The following is a 19,871-nucleotide window of genomic DNA, read 5'->3' as shown; positions in this document are numbered from 1 at the left end:
TCTCGGCAGCAGAGCCACGTCCTGCACCCGCACCCCGTGTTGTGAACACCGCATTGCGGTAACGGAGTTGGCCTGGGCCGCAGGATGTGGGCTTCCTACACTCGCCGCGTGACGATCTCTACGGACGTACGTGAAGCGGTGGTTGACGAGGCGGCCTACGATCGGCGGCGGCTGCGGCAGTGGCTGAGTGGGCGGGCCCGTGCCGATGGGGTGGCCCGGCGTGACGTGATGCGGCTGCTCGCCGCCGCGGGGCTGGCGACCGGGCTGCCGGTGGCGGCCGCGCGGGGTGCGTCGGCGGCCACGGCGGCGGCCGGGATCGTCAAGCCGCTTCCCGAGGCGTGGTTCACGGCGCGGGGCACGAACGCGGAGACGAACTTCGCGGCCCTCGCGGACAGCGGGCACCACACTCCCGTCTCGCACTTCTTCGTCCGGAATCACACCTCCAGTCCTCAACTCGATTCCGCGGACTGGGCGTTGAAGGTGTGGGGTGGCGGGCTTGAGGGGGGTGGTCGGGAGTTCTCCCTCGGCGATCTCAAGCGTCTGCCCGCCGTGACCCGGTCCTGCGTCGTCGAGTGCGCGGGCAACGGGCGCAGCTACTTCACCAGCCAGCAGGGGCAGAGCGTCTCGGGTACGGCCTGGACGCTGGGGGCCATCGGGTCGGCCCGGTGGCGCGGCGCGCGGCTGGCCGACGTGCTGCGGCTGGCGGGGCTGCGGCGCGACGCGGTGGACGTGCTGCCGCGCGGTCTCGACGCCGACTACGTCACCGCGGACGGCATGAACCTGGGGCGGGTTCGGCGCCCGTTGCCCGTCGCGAAGGCGCTGGACGACGTGATCCTCGCGTACGAGATGAACGGTGAGCCCCTGCCGCCCGACCACGGAGCCCCGGTCCGGCTGATCGTGCCGGCCTGGATCGGCATCGCCTCGATCAAGTGGGTCGGTGACATCGAGGTCTCCACCGAGCCCCTCTTCTCGCCCTGGAACACCGACTTCTACCGTCTGTTCGGCGACGCGTACCCGCCCGGGGGCAGCACACCGCTGTCCCGGCAGACGATCAAGTCGGCCTTCGAACTCCCGTGGAACGCAAGCCTTCCCGCCGACACCAGCCACCGCCTCACCGGCCGCTCCTGGTCCGGCGCGGGCACCATCGCCCGCGTCGAGATCAGCACGGACGCCGGTCACACCTGGCGGCGCGCCCGCCTCCACGACACCCCGCGACGCGCCGACTGGGTCCGCTGGTCCGCGAGTTGGCGTCCCACCACCCCCGGCCCGGCCACCGTCCTCGCCCGCGCGACCGACACGACGGGACGTACGCAACCGGCGGCCACGCAGCACAACACGCAGGGCTATCTGTTCGACGCCGTGGTGCGTCACCCGGTCACCGTCGTCTGACATCACCGGTACCGGTGAAGAGTCCAAGTCCCCTTGCTCGTTCGTCCATGGAGCCACCTGGTACGGGCGAGTACAACCGGTGTGGAAGGAGCCCTGAGGGACCGCCACGGTGCGTCCCTCGGGTGAACGGCGGCACGGGCAGGCGGGTGGGCCGAGCTCCCCCACGACACACGTGCCTCCTTCTCCGGACAGTGCGTCCTCGCGGCCGTCGCGCCCCTCGGGTGCGGTGGCCCGCGAGCCCCTGATGCCCCACACATCGAGAGAGGGACGGCACATGTCACACCACGTCAGATCGACTCTGCGCCGCTGGGCCACCGTCGGCGCGACCGCAGGTCTGCTCGCGCTCGCCCCCCAGGCCGCGTCCGCGTCCGTGGGCGGCGGCAACGTCTCCATCGGATGGTCGATCGCCGGCGTCCCGTCCGGCGGGATGAGCAACATCACCTTCCCCATCACCGTGAACCCCGCGACGGCGCACCAGAGCGGGATCTACTTCGCCCAGCAGTTCGACTTCGCGAACGCCTTCGGCTACACCGGCCTCCAGCCCCGGGAGAACAGCGGCGGTCACGAGCGGCTCTCGGCCCGGTTCTCCACCTTCACCGACGGCGCGACCACGACCGACCCGCTCTGCCACGCGGGCGCCGACGGCGGGCCCGGCGTGACCTGCGCGGTCGACTTCGACGCGGTCTACGGCCACCGGTACGACATCAAGGTCGAACAGTCCGGGACCGACACCTGGAAGGGAACGGCGCGGGACTCGGTCACCGGCACGTCCGTGCACCTGGGTTCCTGGCGCCTGCCGTCGGGCAGCGGAAAGCTCCAGGGCTCGCAGGGCGGCTTCGTCGAGTACTACGCCGGGATCCCGAGCTGCGCGCAGATGCCCAGGTCCGACGCCGTGTTCGGCGGCCCGACCTCCACGGACGCGGGCGGCCTGAGCGGCACGTCCAGAGCCAACTACGAGTACAGCGACTGTGTCGGCACGTCCAACTACCAGGCGGAGAACGCCGGAACGGGCACGCACGTGACCCGGGGCTTCGTCTCGTAGCCCCTGCCCTTCGTGGCCTCCGGCGGGCGTCGGTCGAGGCGGGACCGGCGCCCTCCTACGCCGCACCCGAACGCAGCCGCTGCCCCTGCCGGTAGCGCAGGGGCGACTGGCCGACCTGGCGTTTGAACGCGGTGCTGAAGGCGCTCTCGGAGGTGTACCCGAGCTGGGACGCCAGGGCTCCGACGGACACGTCCTGGTCGCGCAGCGTCTGCTGCGCGACCAGCATCCGCCAGCGCGTGAGGTAGGTGAGCGGCGGGACGCCCGCCACGGCCCTGAAGCGTTCGGCGAACGACGTGCGGGACATGGCCGCGGCGCGGGCCAGTTCGTCCAGGTGCCAGGCCCTCGCGGGATCGGCGTGCATGAGGCCGACGGCCGGCCGCAACCGTTCGTCAGTCAGTACCCGCAGCCAGCCCGGGGGCAGTTCGGCCTGGCCGACGTAGGCGCGGACCATCTCCAGGACCAGGAGCTGGACGTGCTGGCGGATCGCGAACTCCGCGCCGATCCGGCCGCCGCTGACCTCGTCGAACAGCCGGTGGACGGTGGCGCGCAGGCCGGCCGCCTCCCGGACCGACCCCCGGATGTGGCCGACCGGGGGGAGCGCCTGCGCCAGCAGCATCCGGCCCGCGGGGTCCAGGTCGACCCGGCCGCCGACCAGGACGTCGTCGGTGTCGAAGTCGACTCCCGCGAGATCGATCGCGGGGGCGTCCTCCTCGGGCCGGATCTCACGACGCGGCCCACCGCCGGTGCCGGTGTCAGTGCCGCCTTCGAGTTCCAGCCACGACCGGTTGTTCAGGACCGCGACGTCGCCCGGCTCCAGCTCGATCGGCGCGTCGAGGCCGTCCGTGGTCAGCCGTGCACGCCCGCTCACCAGCGCGAAGAACTTGAACGTGGTCCCCAGCTCCCCGCGCGAGACCCACGGTCCACGCGCGGCGAAGCCACCGGACAGCACTCCGCGGACCTCGATGAGGTCGAACACCTGGGACAGCTGGTCTCTCTCCATGTCTGTACTCTCGCGAAGAAAACCCGGATCTACAAGTATTCAGAGTCCGGTCGAGGTGGCGCACGCTGAAGACATGACGCTCATCACCGCACACAAGCAGCGCCCCATCGCCTCCGGATTCACCCCGTCGTCGACGGCCGCCGACGTCATGGCGGGCATCGACCTCACCGGCAAGAACGTGATCGTCACCGGGGGCCACTCCGGGCTCGGCCTCGTCGCCACCCGCGCCCTGTCCGGCGCGGGCGCCTCGGTCACCGTCGGCGCCCGCGACACCGACCGTGCCGCGCGGGCGGTCGCCGGGCTCGCGGGCGTCGAGGTCCGCCGCCTCGACCTGCTCGACCCGGAGTCGATCGACGCCTTCGTCACCGGATACCTGGACTCCGGCCGCCCGCTGCACATCCTCGTCAACAACGCGGGCTTCCCCGGCGCCGCCGCCCTCGTCCACGACGCGCGCGGCTACGAAGCACAGTTCGCCGTGAACCACCTCGGCCACTTCCAGCTGACCTTGGGCCTGCACGCGGCGCTGCGCGCCGCCGGAGGGGCCCGGGTCGTCACCACCAGCTCCGGCGCCCAGCGCATGTCCGACATCCTCTGGGACGACCCGCACTTCACCACCGGCCGCTACGACCCCGGCCTCGCCTACCCGCAGTCCAAGACCGCCAACGTGCTGTTCACCGTCGAGCTGGACCGGCGCTGGGCCGCCGACGGCATCCGCGCCTACGCCCCGCACCCGGGCATCGTGCCCGCCACCGCCTTCAACAAGTCGGTGGGTGAGGACGCGCAGCGAGCCATGGGTCTCATCGACGCGTCCGGCGAGCCGGTCATCGCCCCCGAGCGTGGGCAGAAGACGCCCGAGCAGGGCGCGGCGACCATCCTGTTCGCTGCCACCAGTCCCCGGCTCGACGGCATCGGCGGCGTCTACCTCAACAACAGCGACATCTCACCGCTGGACGAGGACACCCGGCCCGTCGACCTCACCGCTCCGGACGCGGGTACGGTTCCGGCCGACGTCGCGCCCCACTCCATCGACCCCGGTTCCGCCCGCCGCCTGTGGGAGTTGAGCGAGCGTCTGATCGCCCGGCCGTCGGGTGGGGCTGTCTGAGAGTGGTCGGGTGGGCGAGACTTGCGCCCTACCCGCCCGCGCGCCGAGGAGCCCCCTGGATGAGCAACGTACTGACCATGTACAACGGCCCGAAGAGCATGAAGAGAGCCGACGACCGCGGGCCCGAGAGGGTGGCGGCCATGGTCAGCTTCGCCGACACCTCGGGACCGGCCCCTTCGGCCGTGTACGTGGAGCGGGACCTGCCGCCGGGTGGCGTCCCCGCCTATCTCGCGGCCCGGGGCGGCGGAGTCCGTAACTTCGCGCTGTGGTCCGACGACCGCCGCCGGGAGCGGGTGGCGACCGTGGTGACCAGGTCGGCCACCGGCGGCGTCGCGACGTTCCAAGTCCTGGGCTCGCAAGGGGAGTTGATCGGCACGGTCGTCCGCGAGAAGGCGCTGCGCGGCCGGCGGCTGCGCACCCGCTGGACCGTGAGTCAGTCCGGCGGCCCCGACGCGGTGGGCCTCAAGGGCCGGATCGTGTGGTGGTGGTTGTGGTGGCTGGCGCTGCCCTTCATGGTCCTGGTCCTCGTGTTCTCCGTCTTCGACAGCGTTCCGGGCAACGAGGGCGGCCTCGCACGCGCCCCGCGGCGCATCAGGTGGCGTGCGCACGGACAGGTCCCGCTGGAGTTCAGGTCCGGCGGCGACAAGCTGCACCTGCACGCGCCCGGCGTGGACTGGCGGCTCGGCGCCGCGCTGATCGCCCTGCTGCGCAGCTTCAACAGCGGGTCGTGGGACAAGACGAAGGGGTGACCGGCGGCTCCCGCCCGGGAGCGCGGGTGGTGTTCCGGGGCCGGGCACAGTAGAACTGGGCCTCATGTCCGATCAATGGCCACCCCGCCGCCCGGTGCCGATGCCCGCACCGCCCGGCTGGTACCCGCCGCCACCGGTCCCGGAGGTCAGCACCGGCTATCGGCGGTGGGCCCGCGTTCTGCTGGCGCTCGCGATCGTCGTCGCGAGCCTCATGGCGGTCGCCCTCGTGGCCAGTGTCGTCCTCCTCGTGCACGCGGACGCGGACACCGAGAACGCCGCGTCCGGCTATCTCGCCCTCTTCCTCTGGTTCGGGATCGCCGCCGCCGTCCCGGTCCTCCTGGCCCTCGGCATCCCCGGTGTCGTCATGACGCGGCGCGTCCGCCGGCACCAGCGGGCAACGGCCGCCCCCGAGTAGACCTCTCGGGCCGTACGCGTTCGCCGCCGCCGATGACGACGACGGCGCTCCTTCCCCACCAGCCGGTACGCGGGGGAAGGAGCGCCGTCGTCCGGTCGCCGGGACCGTCGTTCGGGTCAGCGGGTGCCCAGCAGGGCGCGCCAGGTCTGCGGGCCGACGACGCCGTCGACCTGGAGGCCGTGCTTCTTCTGGAAGGCGGTCGTCGCGGACTTGGTGTTCGCGCCGAACGCGCCGTCGACCTTGAGGCCGTAGCCGTACACGTTGAGCTGCGTCTGGGCCGCCTTCACCGCCTGGCCGGAGGAGCCGGACCTGACCGTCTTCACCAGCTTGGACCAGGTGTTGGGGCCGATGACGCCGTCGGCGGTCAGGGACCGGGACTTCTGGAACTTGAGGACCGCGGCACGGGTGTTGGGGCCGAAGCTGCCGTCCGCCGTGAGCGAGTAGCCCTGCGCGGCCAGCAGTTGCTGGGCGGAGCGCACGTCCGCGCCCTTGGAGCCGCTCTTCAGGATCGGCCAGGAGGCGCTCGGCGCCGGGACCTGCCCGCCGCCACCGCCACCGGTGCCGCCACCGCTGAGCTTGACCGGGCGGAAGGGGTCGTAGTTGTCGCTGCCGATCCCGTACTTGAGCTGGCGGTGCGTCGTGCCGTACGTGCCGCGCTGCTCGTACGCCCAGTAGGCGCTGTGCGAGGCGTTGGCCCACTTCTCGAAGATCACCACGTGGCGGAAGTCGCCGTCACTGGTGCTGTAGTCGATCAGCAGGTCGCCCTTGAGGAGCTGGCTCACGCTGCCGAGACGCTTGGTGACTCCGTTGCGGGAGTCGGCGAGGCCGACGGTGTTCAGGCCCGGCTTGCCCAGTCCGAGCGCCATGGAGACGTAGCCGGAGCAGTCCTGGCGGTAGCCGTCCTTCCAGTTGCGCTCCATGCTGTAGGGCACCGGGCCGCCGTTGTTGGCGGTGAGCCAGGTGCGGGCCCGGTTGATCATCGTGTCGCGCGAGAGGCTGGCCGTGGCCATCGACGCCAGCTCGCTGGTCTGGGTGACGAGCTTGCTGTCGGCCTCGGGCTCGGGCCCGTAGGCGGCCGCCTTCTGGACGTCGATCGTCGTCGGTCCCGACGAGTCGCTGTCGGCGATCGACGGGACGACGGCGATCGCGGCGGCCGCGACGCCTCCGGCGGCGACGCCGATGAGAGTGATCTGCGCGCGGCGAGTGAGCCTGTTGCGAAGAGACATGATTCCCCCGAATTCCCGTGTGTCGTGGCTCGCCGGCCCTGGTGGGCCAACCGGGACGCGACGTGCTGGACGTCCCCCAGTCGCCGTCTGCGGCTCCTGGTGCGACCTCACGATGGCAAGGTCCGCGGTCCTGGCCCAGCCCTGTGCGGAAGCCGCACCGGTCGGTGACGTGACCCCGACAATGTTCGGAACGTGCGACCGGGCGCGTTACGAACCGTGGTGCGCGGCGCGATCCTCCCTGCTGAGCCGAGCCGAGCAGAGCCGGGCCTCCGGCGTCCGGCGTCGGTCGGCATACGTATGACTCAGTCCGCGTGGCTCCGGCGCTTTCGTCGGCGTACGGACCCGGCACGGTCGGCAGTAGAACGACGGAGGCGTCGCCCGGCGTTCACGGCGACAGTGAAGTCACTGCACCGGACGCCCCGCTCACACATGTGCGGCGCCTCGTCGTCCGGCATCGACGAAGGATTCAGCATGACTCGTACGTGGTTGATCACTGGCGCCTCCCGGGGGTTCGGGCGCGCCCTGGCGGAAGCCGTACTGGCGGGCGGTGACCGGCTGGTGGCGACGGCGCGCCGCCCGGAGCAGCTCGCCGACCTGGTCCCGCTGCACGGGGACCGGGTGCGGACCGTCGCCCTCGACGTCACCGACCCCGCCGCCGCGCAGCGTGCCGTGCAGGTCGCCGTGGACGTCTTCGGCGGTCTCGACGTGGTCGTGAACAATGCCGGCTACGCCAACAGCGCCCCCATCGAGGAGATGACCGAGGACGACTTCCGAGCCCAGTTCGAGGCGAACTTCTTCGGCGTCGTGAACGTCACCCGGGCCGCCCTGCCAGTGCTGCGCGCACAGCGCTCGGGGACGTTCCTGCAGTTCTCCTCGCTCGGTGGCCGGGTGGGCGGCACGGCGGGCATGGGCGCCTACCAGAGCGCGAAGTTCGCGGTGGAGGGCTTCTCCGAGGTCCTGGCCACCGAGGTCGCGCCGTTCGGCGTCCGGGTCGTCATCGTGGAACCGGGCGCGTTCCGCACGGACTGGCAGGGCTCCTCGATGGAACTGCACGCCGTGGGGCCCGACTACGAGGAGACCGTCGGCGCCATGAACGCCTACCGGGCGGCGAACAGCGCCACCCAGCCCGGCGATCCGGCCCGCGCCGCCCAGGTCCTCCTCGACGTCGCACGCCACGACGACCCGCCGCGACGGCTCCTGCTCGGCGCCCAGGCCGTGGCCATGGCCCTGGAGGCCGGCGACGCCCGTGCCGCGGAGACGCGGAAGTGGGCGGAGGCCAGCGGCGCGGCCGACTTCCCGGCGTAGGCCCTTTCCTGCGCAGGCCCTTTCCTGCGTAACCGCCTTCCCGCACAACCGCCTTCCCACCTCACCGCACTCACCCCTCGCTCGAACCCGTTCAAAGGAGACCCGTATGTCCCGCAAGACCTGGCTCATCACCGGCGCGTCCAGTGGCCTCGGCAAGGCCCTCGCCGAACACCTGCTGGACCAGGGCGAGCAGGTGGTCGCGACCGCCAGCTCGACGCAGGCCACCACCGAACTGGCCGCGCGCCACCCGCGGACCGCGCTCGCCGTGAAGCTCGACGTCACCGACCCCGCGGACCGCGAGGCCGCGGTCCGCGCCGCGGAGGAGCGGTTCGGCGGCATCGACGTCCTGGTCAACAACGCCGCGATCGACTTCATCGGCGCCCTGGAGGAGCAGCGGGAGAGCGACTACCGCCGGCTGTTCGAGGTCAACTTCTTCGGCGCGGTGGCCCTCACCCGCGCGGTGCTGCCCGGCATGCGGGCCCGCCGCAGCGGCACCGTCGTCAACGTCTCGTCCATGGACGGTCTCGCAAGCCTTCCGGCGAACGGCTACTACTCGGCGAGCAAGTTCGCGCTGGAGGGCTTCACCGAGGCTCTGTGGCAGGAGATCGAGCCCATCGGCCTGCACGCGATGATCATTCAGCCGGGTTCCTTCCGTACCGGCATCGAGAACCGGACGCGGGCGTCCGGCGACACCATCGAGGACTACGCCGCCACGGCCGGCGGCTTCCGCGCCATGATGGGCAGCCTGACCCCTGAGATGTTCCCCGGTGACCCGGCGCGCGCCGCGGTGGCAATCCAGCAGGCCGTGACCGCCGCGCAGCCGCCCCACTGGGTCGTGCTCGGCAGCGACGCGCAGCGGCGGATCGGCGTCAAGCTCGACCTGCTGAAGGCCGAGTTCGAGGCCGGCAGCGAGCTGGCGTACAGCACGGACTTCCCGGGGGCCGCCGAGCACGCGGTGCTCTGACCCCCGCCACCGCCCCCGGGACCCGGCCGGACAGGAGAAGAAGGCCTGGCAGGAGGTGTCCGAGGCGTCCTCTGCACTCCGGTGCATGCAGGGGCCGTACGGGACCGGGGGCGGGCGCGGCCGGGTCCACGCGCCGCGTCGGGCCTGCCTCGGCCGGCCGTGGGAGGCGGCGTGACGGATCGTCCGGACCCCGTGGCCGGTGGGTCGCCCGCCTGAAACGGCGCGCGGAGAACGCCCGGGCCGGGCCCGGTCCACGTGTGAGCCGACGGGACGGTTGACACCCGAGCGAGAGACATGTCGCACACGTCGGGCAGCATTTTTCGGCCACACAGAATGACGAAACCTGCGCGTGCATCTAGGCTTCTGCGCAGGGTGGGGACACACCGCGCGGACACATGTGCCGGGCCGGGGTATGCACACCCACTGCGCTTGGCGCATTCGGTACGGGTGACCCCGACACATCTCGGGGCGCTCTCCTCCAGCGGGGAAGGATGTGGGGGGACGATGGAGTCGTTCGACGGGTCGATGGTGGGGCGCGAGCACGAGCAGGAGGTGCTGTCCGACTTCGTACGGGGCGCCGGCTCCCAGGCCCTCGTCCTGCGGGGCGAGACGGGCGTGGGCAAGAGCGCCCTGCTCGACCACGTCGCCCGGCTGGCCGGGGACGAGGACCACAAGGTGATCAGGGCGGCGGGCGTCGAGGCCGAGTCGGAGCTGCCGTACGCCGGACTGCACCAGTTCCTCTACCCGCTGCTGCCCAGCATCGACCGGCTGGACGAGGGCCAGCGCGGGGTGTTCGACGTGGTCTTCGGCCGGAGCGGGGGCACTCCCCCGTCGGTCATGACGCTCGGCATCGCCGTCCTCGACCTGCTGTCGCTCGCCGCGTCCGAGCAGCCCCTGCTCCTGGTCCTCGACGACGGCCAGTGGCTCGACACGTCGAGCACCGAGGTGTGCGGCTTCGTGGGCCGCCGGCTCACCGGCAGCTCGGTGCGCCTCACCGTCGGCCTCCGCTCCGACGTGCCCTCGGGCTTCGACACGGCCGCGCTGCCCCGGCTGCCGGTGACCACGCTCACGGACGAGGCCGCGCAGCGCCTCCTCGACCTGCGCCACCCGGGCCTCGCCCCGAAGATCCGCGCCCGCGTCCTGGCCGAGGCGCAGGGAAACCCCCTCGCCCTGCTGGAACTCCCGCCCCACGTGCAGCGCAGCGCCCTGACGGCGGACGACGAAGCGGCGCTGCCCGGCGGTTACACGGGCACCCCGCTGCCGCAGCGCCTGCAGCAGGTGTACGGCGCCCGCATCGCGGCGCTCGACGGCGCCGTGCGCGGGGAGTTGCTGCGCGGCGCCCTGGACGGCGGCGGGGCAGGGACGGCGACCGGCCGCGGCCGCCACCGCATGACGGGCGTCGACGAGGCGGCGGCCCGCGGCCTGCTGGACCTGGATCCGCTCTCCGGCGACTTCGTCTTCCGGCACCCCCTGGTGCGCTCGACCGTCGTGCAGATGTCGACGCCGAACGAACGGCGCGCGGCCCACTTGGTCCTGGCCGGGGTGCACCGCGACGACCTGGAGCGGCACGCCGTGCACCTGGCGGCGGCGACCGTCGACCCGGACGAGGAGGTCGCCGCCGTCCTGGAGGCCGCCGCGGACTCCGCGACCCGGCGCGGCGGCTCGCGGGCGGCCGTGGCCTGGCTGACCCGGGCCGCCGAGCTCAGCCCGGGCCGCGATCTGCGGGCCCGCCGGCTGGAGGACGCCGCGTTCATCGCCTCGCACGCCGGACTCCTCGACAAGGCACGGCAGTTGGTCCACCACGACGCGGTGGGCGGCTCCGCCGAGTCCCCGGCGGCGGTGATCGCGTCGGCCTACGTCGCGCTGTACGAGGACGGCGACGTACGGGCCTCCCACCACCAGGTGCACGCGGCGATCGAGACCGCCCGGGACGCCGGCGTGACCGAACCGAACGACGTGCTGACCCGGCTGGTGAACCTGCTCCTCGCCATCAGCCAGTACACGGGCGACGCCGCCGCCTGGCAGCGCACGCACGAACTCCTCGGCTCGCTCGGCGACCTGGTGCCCCCGAACTCGCGGATCTACGAGGACGCGTGGGGCGACGTCGTCCAGCGGGGCGCCGGCGTACGGGAACGGGTGGAGCGCGCCTTCGCCGAACTGCGCGACCACGAACCGTGGGACATCACCCGCCTGGGCGCCGCCGCCTACCACGTGGACATGCTCGGCCCGTACCGCCCGCGCTTCCAGCGCGTCGTCGACCGGGAGGTGGAGACGGGCGCCGTGTCGACGGGCATGACCATGCTGCACCACATCATGCTCGACCAGATGGCGGCCGGTGAGTGGGACGACGCCGAGCGCACCGGGCAGCGCAACCTGGAGGTCACCACCTCCCACGGCAACGTGCTGTTCGCCCAGCACACGCGCGCGTACCTGGGACTGGTGGCCGCCCTGCGCGGCCGCGGCGACGACGCGCGCGAGCTCCAGGCCGGCGTCGACGCGTGGGCGCGGCCGCGCGGGGTCGGCTTCCTCACCCAGATCGCCGACGCCATCGGCACCACGGCCGCGCTCGCCGACGGCGACTACGAAGCGGCGTACCTGCACGCCATCGGCATCACCCCGCCCGGCACGTTCGCCGCCTACGCGCACCAGGCCCCCCGCACCCTCCTCGACCTGGTCGAAGCGGCCCTGCACACCGGCCGCACCGAACAGGCCCGCCGGCATGCCGTCGCCGCTCGCGACGCCGGGCTGCCCGCCGTGTCGCCGCGCCTCGCGCTCGTCACCGAGGGCGCGCTCGCGCTCACCGCGACCGACCCCGGCGAGGCGGAGGACCACTTCCGGCGGGCCGAGGCGCTGCCGTCCGCGGCCGGATTCCCGTTCGAGCTCGCCCGTATCCGGCTCGCCCACGGCATCCACCTGCGCCACACCCACGACCGCAAGGCGGCCCGCGTCCCGCTGACCGCCGCCGCCGAGACGTTCGAGCGCCTGGGCACACCGCCCTGGACCGAACGCGCCCTCGCCGAGCTCCGCGCCACCGGCACGCCCACGCCCAGCGGGGCCACCCAGCTGACCGAACTCACCTGGCAGGAGCGCCGCATCGCGGACCTCGCGGCCGGCGGCCTCACCAACAAGGAGATCGGGGCGCGGATGCACCTGTCGCCGCGCACGGTCAGCTCCCATCTGTACCGCGTGTTCCCCAAGCTCGGCATCACCTCGCGGGCCGCGCTGCGCGACGCCCTGGGGAGGCTGCCGGCGGACCAGCACGTGTGACCCGTACCGGTCCGCCGGGCGTCAGTGCTCGGCGGGGCCACCACGGATGCCCTGCTCGTGGAGCCAGCCGAGCACGTGGTCGGCGACGGACCGCCAGCCGTCGTCGATGACGAGCGAGTGGGCCCGGTTGGCGAACTGCTTCAGGTCGGTCACCGCCGCCGTGTCGCCGTAGAGCTTGTACACGGCGCGGGTGGCCGCGTCGGGGACGAGCCGGTCCTCCTGGCCCGAGACGAGCAGCAGCGGGCCGCGGGCCGAGCGGCCGACGTCGGCCACGGCCGCGGGACCGAGCGGCCCGGCCGGCCGGCCGAGGTCGGTGAGCAGCCGGTACGACGTCGGCACCGCGAACGCCTCGTGGAGCCGGCCCGCCTCGGCCGCGGTCAGGGTGTTCGCCACGAAGTGGTGGAACTGTTCCGGCGTCAGCGTCACCAGCCCCTCGCCGGGAACGGCCGGGACGTCGTTGACCGGGACGTCGTTGACCGGGACGTCGTTGACCGGGACGTCGTTGACGGGGACCGGCGCGATGGCTACCGCGGCTCGGCCGATGTCGGACGTGATGAGCTGCTGGGCGACGAGTCCGCCCACCGAGTGCCCGACGATGACCGGCGCGGTGTCGAAGGAGCGCACGATGCCCGCGTAGTGCTCGGTGAGGTCGTCCAGGCCGAGGGCGGCGAGCCCGCCCGGTACCGCCCTCACCTCCCGCACAGTGGCGGCCTCGCCCGGCCAGCCGGGCGCGACGGCGCGGAACCCCCGGCCGGTGAAGCGTTCCACCCATGGCTCCCAGGACAGCGCGTGCAGCCACGCGCCATGGATGAACACCACGGGAGTACGTTTCACGGTTGGCTCCTGTCGACCACGATCGTCCGGCGCCGGCATCGGCGCGGCGGCGCCCGGTCCAGGATCGTCCAGGCGCGGCCCCCCGGACGACAGTCGAATGACTGAACCTGGCGCGGCGGAGGAACCTCGCCACTGGTCGAGCGGTCTCGGTGACGTACGGATCCGGCTGTCGGGTCCGCCGGGCCGGGGGACCGCGCCCGCAAGCCTTTTCGGGGGCGGCCGCTCCCGCCCCGGTGTCAGCGCCTGGTCCCGATCGTCTCGCAGTCGGCCGCCCGCGCCTCTTCCATGAGGGCCCGCAGGCCGGCCGGCGGCGGGGAGATCCGGCGGGCCTGCACGTCGACCCACGCGCCGAGGGTGCGGACGACGGCCGCCCGCTCCCCGCCCTCCCGGGTGAAGACGTGCTCGAAGCGCCAGCGCGCCCGGTCCACGGACAGTCCGGCGATCCGCGACGTGACCGTCACCGCGTCGAGCGGGAACACCTCGCGCAGATAGCTCACTTCCTCACCGAGCGAGACGGCGGCGAGGCCCGCGCCCCGCAGCTCCCGCGGTCCCCACCCCGCCTCGACGAGGAACCCGAGCCGGGCCGTGGCGGCGTACTCCAGGTACCGCGTGTTGCGCAGATGCCCGTTCAGGTCCACGTCGTCCCACCGGACCTCGAAGGACTTCTGCCATTCCGTGGGCATGACCGCACCCGCCTTCCGTGTCGTGGCCGACGACCGCTGTGTGCCGTCGGCCGCTGGATCCCTCCCTTCCACGTGGGTGAGGCGCCCGTGGGTTCAGACACGTATCTCACTGCCGACGGCGGTGACATGTCTTCCGTCCGGATGCCTTCGGGAGCGTCATCCGCCGGCCGCCTCGTGGTCGAGGCGTCTGCGCTCGTCGCGGGAGAGACCGCCCCACACGCCGTAGGTCTCGCCGTGCCGGAGGGCCGTCGCCGCGCAGACCGTACGGACCTCGCACCCGGCGCAGATGCGGCGGGCCCGCTCCTCGCGGACGCGGCGCGCCCGGCCGCGCTCGCCGGTCGGGGAGAAGAAGGTGGCGCTGTTCATGCCACGGCAGGCGGCGCGCTGCTGCCACTGCCAGTCGACGAGGAGGGGCCGCGGGGCGTTGTGCATGGTCGTCCTTCCGGAGAGGGGGTGGGTGTCGTGGGGTGCGGTGCGGCGGGTCATTCGGTGAGCTCGGCGACGAGCGCGTCCCAGTCCACGCCGTCCAGTTCGGTGCCGGGCGGCACCAGCGCGCAGGTGTCGGCGAGCCACTCGGCGACGGGTCCCGCGTCGATCTCGACGAGCGCCCGGCGGGCGCCGCCCAGCAGCACCTGGAACGCGTCCGGGTCGCCGCCCTCGCCGTGCACCGGCCAGAGCGCCACGTCCCCCTCGCCGGTACGGGCGGTCATCCCCTCGGCGAGCAGACTGCGGGCGAACACCCAGCGCACCGAACGCGTCCCGTCGGTGGCGAAGTCCAGGGAGACGGCGAGCGGGTCGTCGGAGTCGTACCCGAAGTCGCAGTCGAGCGCGAGGGCGAGCTCGTCGGTCACCCACTGCGTGACCTGGAGGGAGAGGTGGGACTGTGGCACGGGTGCCTCCTGGGGCACGGCCGGTCGACCGGCCTGGACGTGTGGGTGGGGCGGCTCCCGCGGCGGTCGGCGCGGGATGTTGCTGCGGATGTCGGTCGACGCGGCGGCCGGGACCGGTCCGTCGAGCGCCAGTCTGTGACGGCGTCGCAGCAGGGTCTGTCGTGTGCTCCCTCGGACCGGCTCGGGGCTGCCCCGCACCGGTGTAGGGCGTTCCCTACAAGGGGTGCGGCGCCAGGCCGGTGACCTGCGGCGACGCGCTCGCGTCCACCGGGCCGGTGCGATACCGGCTCACACGTGCAAGTCCGTTGCTCCCCCTGGCGTCGGGGTTCGTCCGGACGGCTTCGGGCCGGCAGCGGCGGGTGCCGGCGGTGCTGCGCCGCCTCGGGCAGCAGGGGCCGGGAGGATCGGGGCGCGGCGGCGCGTCCTCCCCGGTGAGCCGACGGGCCACGCTCAGCCCGTCCACGTCACTGACCAGTCACGCCACCGTGGTCCGGTAGCGCACCGGAAGGGCCACCACGCCCCGCACCATGCCGGCGGGGAACCACTCCAACGAGGCGGCGGGCACGGCCAGTTCGAGAGCGGGGACGCGGGTGAGGAGGGTGTGCAGGGCGACGCGGGCCTCCAGGCGGGCCAGCGGGGCGCCCAGGCAGTGGTGGATGCCATGGCCGAAGGCGAGATGGCGGGCCCCGCGGCGGGTGACGTCGAGCGCGTCCGGGTCACCGTCGTCGGCCTGCGGCAGGGCGCGGCCGGCGGACGTCCCCGTACGGGTTCATTCGTGTGCCGGTTGTCATGTGCCGAGGCGCCGGGCGCCGGGCGTGCGGTGTCGCGCGGGACCGCGTGCGGCCGTGCGTTCCCGCGCCGGCGGGCGCTCCTACAATGGCGGGGCGCCGAAGGAGGCCCAGGCGAAACGCCCCGCGGTCCCCTCCCCCTCGGCGTGCGCCGCCCGGCGCCGTACGCCCTGCGGCCCGGCTCAGTCGTCTCCTTCGTACGGACAGGGCCGGGAAGGGGCGGTGACCGGTGGGTCCCGACGACGCGTCGCACGCCGGACCGGCCGACACCCTGGTGGGGCGCGAGCGCGAGCTGCGGCGAATCCGCGCCTGGTGGGACGGACCGGGAGCCGGGGCATTGCTGCTGTCCGGCGACCCGGGGGTCGGCAAGTCCGCGGTCCTGGACGCCGTGGCCGACGCCGCGGCCGGGAGCGGTGCGCGCGTGCTGCGCGCGGCGGGCGCCGAGTTCGAGGCGGACATCAGCTACGCGGCGCTGAACCAGATCCTGCTGCCGCTGTACGACGGTTTCGAGCGGCTGCCGCCCGCGACGAGGGAGGCGCTGGGCGTCGCCCTGGGCTTCGGGGCGGGGCCGCCGCCCGAGCGCCTGGTCGTCTGCAACGCCTCGCTCGCCCTGCTGCGGGCGGTGGCCGGGGACGGTCCCGTGCTGCTGATCGTGGACGATCTGCCCTGGGTGGACCGGGCGAGCGCCGCCGTCTTCGGCTTCCTCGCCCGGCGCCTGTCCGAGGACGCCGGCCGCGTCCGGTTCCTCGGCGCCTCGCGCACCGGCGTGGACAGCTTCTTCGACGGCAGCGGCCTGCCGTCGTACGAACTCCCGCCGCTGGACGCGCAGTCCGCGGCCCGCCTCGTCGCACTGCGCTTCCCCGACCTCGCCCACCCGGTGCGCCACCGGCTGCTGGACGCCGCGCAGGGCAACCCGCTGGCCCTGCTGGAACTCCCCGGCGCGCTGCGCGCGGACCAGCGCAGCGCACGGGAGGTGCTGCCCGCCGTGCTGCCGCTGGGCGAACGCCTCCAGAGCCTGTTCGTCGCCCGGGTCAACTCCCTGCCGGCCGCGACCCGCACCCTGCTGCTGCTCGCCACCCTGGACGGCACCGGCGACCTCGGCGTCCTGTCCGCCGCCGCCCGCGAGAGCGACGGGCACGCGGACCTGCGGGACCTCGATCCCGCCGAGCGGGACGGCCTCGTACGGGTGCCGGAGTCGCCGCGCCGCCTGGTCTTCCGGCACCCGCTCATCATGTCGGCGGTCGTCGAGGCGGCGCCCAGCAGTGCCCGGCGGGCGGCCCACCGCGCCCTCGCCCGCGTACGGGTCGACCAGCCGGAGCAACGGGCCTGGCACCTGGGCGAGTCCACGCTCCGGCCCGACGAGGACGTCGCCCTGCTCCTGGAGCAGACGTCCCGGCGGGTCCTGGAGCGCGGCGACTCCGTGGCCGCGATCGGCGCGCTCACCCGGGCCGCGGACCTCAGCCCGCTGGACAGCGACCGCGCCCGCCGCCTCGCCGAGGCCGCGTACGTGGGCGCCGAGGCGATCGGCGCCCTGCACAGCGCCTCGGAACTGCTGGAGGACGCGCGGCGGGCGGATCCCCGGCACGGTGCGTCGCTGCGCTCGGCGACCGCCGCCGTGCAGCTCGTGCTGAACGGGGACGGGGACCTCGCGACGGCCCACCGGCTGCTGGTCGGTGCCATCGAGCAGGGCGACCACGGGTTCGACGCGGACGATCCGGCGCTCGTCGACGCGCTGCACTTCCTTCTGCTGCTGTGCAACTACGGGGCGAACGAGGAGTTGTGGGCGCCGTTCTACGCGGCCGTCGCCCGGCTGCGTCCCGCTCCCCCGCCGCTGCTCCTGGTCGCCGCGCGGACGTGGGGCGACCCGGCGCACGCCGACGCGGAGACGCTCAAGGCCCTGGACGAGATCATCGACGGCACGACGGCGGAGACCGACCCGGCCCGGGTGGTCAGGGTGGGGACCGCCGCGGTGTACCCGGACCGGCTGCCCGCGGTGCGGGAGGCGGCCTGGCGGCTGGTCCGGCAGGGGCGGGAGGGCGGTGCGGTGCGCCGGCACATCGGGGCGCTGCTGCACCTGTGCCTGGAGGACTGGCACCGCGGCGCGTGGGCCGAGGCGCTGGAGCTGTCGGAGGAAGGGCTGACGGCGTGCGCGACGTCCGGGTACACCGTGTGCACCTGGTTCTTCCAGTACACCAAGGGCCTGATCACCGCGTCCCGCGGCGACTCCGGTACGGCGCACGCGCTCGCCGACGCGATGACGAACTGGGCGGCGCCCCGGGGCATCCGGGAGGCCGTGCACTGCGCGCTGCACGTGCACGCGCTGGCGCACATCGCCGACGGCGAGTTCGACGCGGCGTTCGGGCGGGTGAGCGCCATCAGCCCGGCCGGCGACTTCCCGCCGTACGTCGCCCACGCGTCGTGGGTGTTCTTCGACCTGGTCGAGGCCGCCGTGCGCACGGACCGCCGGGCCGAGGCGCTCGCCCACGTACGGGCGCTGGGCGAGACGAACGTGGCGGGCCTCTCGCCCCGGCTGGCGCTGCTGGCCTGCGGCGCGCGGGCGCTGGTCGCCGAGGACGACGCCGACGCGGCCCGGCTGTTCGGCGAGGCGCTGGCCACGCCGGGGGCGGAGCGGGCGCCGTTCGCGCTGGCGCGGGTGCGCCTGGCGCAGGGGGAACGGCTGCGCAGGTCCCGGGCCCTGTCCGACTCCAAGGTCCCGCTGGCCGCCGCCCTCGACGCGTTCGAGCAACTGGGCTCCGCGGCCTGGGCGGAGCGCGCCCGCAAGGAACTCCGGGCGGCGGGCCGGGCGACGCCGAGCACGGCCGACGGCCACCGGACGGCACTCACCGCCCAGGAACGCGAGATCGCCGAACTGGCCGCCGCCGGGCTGACGAACAAGCAGATCGCGGAGCGGCTCTTCATCTCCCACCGGACCGTCGGCACACACCTGTACCAGATCTATCCGAAGCTCGGCATCGCGTCCCGGGTGGCGCTGCGGGACGCACTGCACCGGATGAACGACGACGACCGCCACCGGTGATCGGGCAAGATGTGTGTCACCGCCCCCACACACGGCACGTATCGCCCGGAGGAAACATGTCCGTATCCAGTCCCGCGCCCGTCGACCTGCCGTCCAGTCACCGGGCGATCGAGAACCTGCTCGCGCGGTACGCCGAGCTCGTGGACGACGGTGACTTCGCCGGTCTGGGCGTGCTTCTCGAACATGCCGTCTTCACCGGCAGCGGCGATCCGGTGAGCGGACGCGACGCGATCGAGGAGATGTTCCGGGACATGCTGATCGTGTACGCCGACGGCACGCCCCGGACCCACCACGTGACCACCAACATCGCCATCGACGTCGACGCCGCGGCGGCCACCGCGTCCTCGCGTTCCTACGTCACCGTGCTGCAGGCCCTGCCCGGCTCCACGCTGCAACCGATCGCCGCGGGCCGCTACCACGATCGCTTCGAACTCCGCGCCGGGCAGTGGTACTTCGTGGAGCGGCGGGCCCGCATCAACCTCGTCGGCGACGTGCGTCACCATCTGCGGGCGGCGGCCGGGGACCGCTAGCCGACGCCGCGGAGAACCACAGTTGACGCACTGACATGCGGCGGTGGCCCGTGACTGTCCCGGACGCTCGGCGTCATGTGACTGATGTGCGCGTTCGTCCCCCCGATGAAGAGTGGGGGACACACGCAGACATCACTTCACGAAGGGGAACCCCGTCATGCACCGTGATCAGTCACCTCTGCGGGCGCGTCCGGTGCCCGGACACGTACCGCCGCTGCTCCTGGACGTCGACCAGATGCTCGACGAGTTCACCCGGCGGCCCGTGCGGGCGGCCTTCCACTTCGACCCGGACGCGCCCGCGGTGATCAGCGTCGAGTTCCTCGCCGAACGCGGCCCCGGCCTCCTGTGGCGGATCGGCCGCGAGCTGCTGCACCGCGGCGTGACGTCGATGAGCGGGTCGGGCGAGGTCCGGATGTGGCCGACGCTGTCCCGCGAGCGGCCCTCGTCGTGGCTGCTCCTCGAATCGCCGGACGTGGAGGCCCTGTTCGAGCTGCCCACCGCCCGGCTCGCGGAGTGGCTCGACGCCACGTACCGGATCGTCACCGCCGAGGCGGAGATGGCCGGTCTGGACTGGGACGCCTTCCTGCGGAGGCTCCTCGGCAGCCCCGGGGCGACGGCCGACTGACGACGGCCGCGGCCGGCCACGCATG

At 73.4% G+C, this 19,871-nt stretch carries 18 protein-coding genes; 11 read left to right on the top strand and 7 right to left on the bottom strand.

Annotated features, from left to right (window positions below; translation table 11 throughout):
- Positions 1-108 precede the first annotated feature (108 nt).
- Positions 109-1,389 (top strand): sulfite oxidase, encoded by a 1,281-nt coding sequence (locus tag M4J07_RS02325; RefSeq protein ID WP_374214980.1) that lies wholly within the window; start codon positions 109-111, stop codon positions 1,387-1,389.
- Between the two features lie 274 nt (positions 1,390-1,663).
- Positions 1,664-2,431, top strand: coding sequence for a hypothetical protein (locus M4J07_RS02320; protein WP_255966576.1), 768 nt, complete (start codon positions 1,664-1,666; stop codon positions 2,429-2,431).
- A 55-nt stretch (positions 2,432-2,486) separates the two neighbouring features.
- Here M4J07_RS02320 and M4J07_RS02315 read toward each other — a convergent pair whose 3' ends face one another.
- On the bottom strand, positions 2,487-3,431 hold the full coding sequence (locus M4J07_RS02315; RefSeq protein ID WP_255966574.1) for an AraC family transcriptional regulator: 945 nt from the start codon (positions 3,429-3,431) through the stop codon (positions 2,487-2,489).
- Between the two features lie 73 nt (positions 3,432-3,504).
- On the opposite strand from M4J07_RS02315, the gene M4J07_RS02310 reads away from it, so the two are divergent.
- From M4J07_RS02310 to M4J07_RS02300, 3 genes are all read left to right on the top strand, one after another.
- A complete protein-coding gene (locus tag M4J07_RS02310; RefSeq protein ID WP_255966572.1) occupies positions 3,505-4,533 on the top strand; it encodes an SDR family NAD(P)-dependent oxidoreductase in 1,029 nt (342 codons plus the stop codon).
- Between the two features lie 59 nt (positions 4,534-4,592).
- On the top strand, positions 4,593-5,282 hold the full coding sequence (locus tag M4J07_RS02305) for a hypothetical protein (RefSeq protein ID WP_255966570.1): 690 nt from the start codon (positions 4,593-4,595) through the stop codon (positions 5,280-5,282).
- Positions 5,283-5,346: 64 nt separating this feature from the next.
- Positions 5,347-5,697 carry a hypothetical protein gene (locus M4J07_RS02300; RefSeq protein ID WP_255966568.1) on the top strand — a complete coding sequence of 117 codons (351 nt, stop codon included), beginning with the start codon at positions 5,347-5,349 and terminating at the stop codon, positions 5,695-5,697.
- 116 nt (positions 5,698-5,813) lie between these two features.
- On the opposite strand, the gene M4J07_RS02295 is transcribed toward M4J07_RS02300, so the two are convergent.
- Positions 5,814-6,923, bottom strand: a complete 1,110-nt coding sequence (locus M4J07_RS02295; protein WP_255966566.1) for a peptidoglycan-binding domain-containing protein — start codon at positions 6,921-6,923, stop codon at positions 5,814-5,816.
- 471 nt (positions 6,924-7,394) lie between these two features.
- On the opposite strand from M4J07_RS02295, the gene M4J07_RS02290 reads away from it, so the two are divergent.
- From M4J07_RS02290 to M4J07_RS02280, 3 genes are all read left to right on the top strand, one after another.
- Positions 7,395-8,228, top strand: coding sequence for an oxidoreductase (locus tag M4J07_RS02290; protein WP_255966564.1), 834 nt, complete (start codon positions 7,395-7,397; stop codon positions 8,226-8,228).
- Between the two features lie 106 nt (positions 8,229-8,334).
- Positions 8,335-9,192 carry an oxidoreductase gene (locus tag M4J07_RS02285; RefSeq protein ID WP_255966562.1) on the top strand — a complete coding sequence of 286 codons (858 nt, stop codon included), beginning with the start codon at positions 8,335-8,337 and terminating at the stop codon, positions 9,190-9,192.
- Positions 9,193-9,696: 504 nt separating this feature from the next.
- Positions 9,697-12,459: an AAA family ATPase gene (locus tag M4J07_RS02280; protein ID WP_255966560.1), complete on the top strand. Its 2,763-nt coding sequence runs from the start codon at positions 9,697-9,699 to the stop codon at positions 12,457-12,459.
- Positions 12,460-12,480: 21 nt separating this feature from the next.
- Here the strand turns inward: M4J07_RS02280 and M4J07_RS02275 are convergent, their stop codons facing one another.
- The 5 genes from M4J07_RS02275 to M4J07_RS02255 form a co-directional block, all read right to left on the bottom strand.
- Positions 12,481-13,293, bottom strand: coding sequence for an alpha/beta hydrolase (locus tag M4J07_RS02275; protein ID WP_255966558.1), 813 nt, complete (start codon positions 13,291-13,293; stop codon positions 12,481-12,483).
- A gap of 236 nt (positions 13,294-13,529) precedes the next feature.
- Entirely contained in the window at positions 13,530-13,976 is a 447-nt protein-coding gene (locus tag M4J07_RS02270; protein WP_255966556.1) for an acyl-CoA thioesterase, read from the bottom strand.
- 156 nt (positions 13,977-14,132) lie between these two features.
- Complete coding sequence (locus M4J07_RS02265; RefSeq protein WP_255966554.1) at positions 14,133-14,408, bottom strand: WhiB family transcriptional regulator; 276 nt, start codon at positions 14,406-14,408, stop codon at positions 14,133-14,135.
- Positions 14,409-14,458: 50 nt separating this feature from the next.
- A complete protein-coding gene (locus tag M4J07_RS02260) occupies positions 14,459-14,866 on the bottom strand; it encodes an SsgA family sporulation/cell division regulator (protein ID WP_255966553.1) in 408 nt (135 codons plus the stop codon).
- 475 nt (positions 14,867-15,341) lie between these two features.
- The gene (locus M4J07_RS02255) at positions 15,342-15,605 is read right to left on the bottom strand and encodes a cytochrome P450 (protein ID WP_445276294.1); all 264 of its coding nucleotides are present in this window, start codon (positions 15,603-15,605) and stop codon (positions 15,342-15,344) included.
- Positions 15,606-15,883: 278 nt separating this feature from the next.
- Between M4J07_RS02255 and M4J07_RS02250 the strand changes: the two genes are divergently transcribed.
- The 3 genes from M4J07_RS02250 (at position 15,884) to M4J07_RS02240 (ending at position 19,846) form a co-directional block, all read left to right on the top strand.
- Positions 15,884-18,691 (top strand): helix-turn-helix transcriptional regulator, encoded by a 2,808-nt coding sequence (locus tag M4J07_RS02250; protein ID WP_255966552.1) that lies wholly within the window; start codon positions 15,884-15,886, stop codon positions 18,689-18,691.
- Positions 18,692-18,747: 56 nt separating this feature from the next.
- The gene (locus tag M4J07_RS02245) at positions 18,748-19,221 is read left to right on the top strand and encodes a nuclear transport factor 2 family protein (RefSeq protein ID WP_255966551.1); all 474 of its coding nucleotides are present in this window, start codon (positions 18,748-18,750) and stop codon (positions 19,219-19,221) included.
- Between the two features lie 157 nt (positions 19,222-19,378).
- The gene (locus M4J07_RS02240; protein ID WP_255966550.1) at positions 19,379-19,846 is read left to right on the top strand and encodes an SsgA family sporulation/cell division regulator; all 468 of its coding nucleotides are present in this window, start codon (positions 19,379-19,381) and stop codon (positions 19,844-19,846) included.
- The last annotated feature ends 25 nt before the right edge of the window (positions 19,847-19,871 follow it).

Origin of the sequence: Streptomyces longispororuber (assembly GCF_024448165.1) — a bacterium.
Taxonomy (GTDB): domain Bacteria; phylum Actinomycetota; class Actinomycetes; order Streptomycetales; family Streptomycetaceae; genus Streptomyces; species Streptomyces longispororuber_A.
Note: the sequence above shows the minus strand (reverse complement) of the source record. Positions and strands in the feature narration are given on the sequence as shown.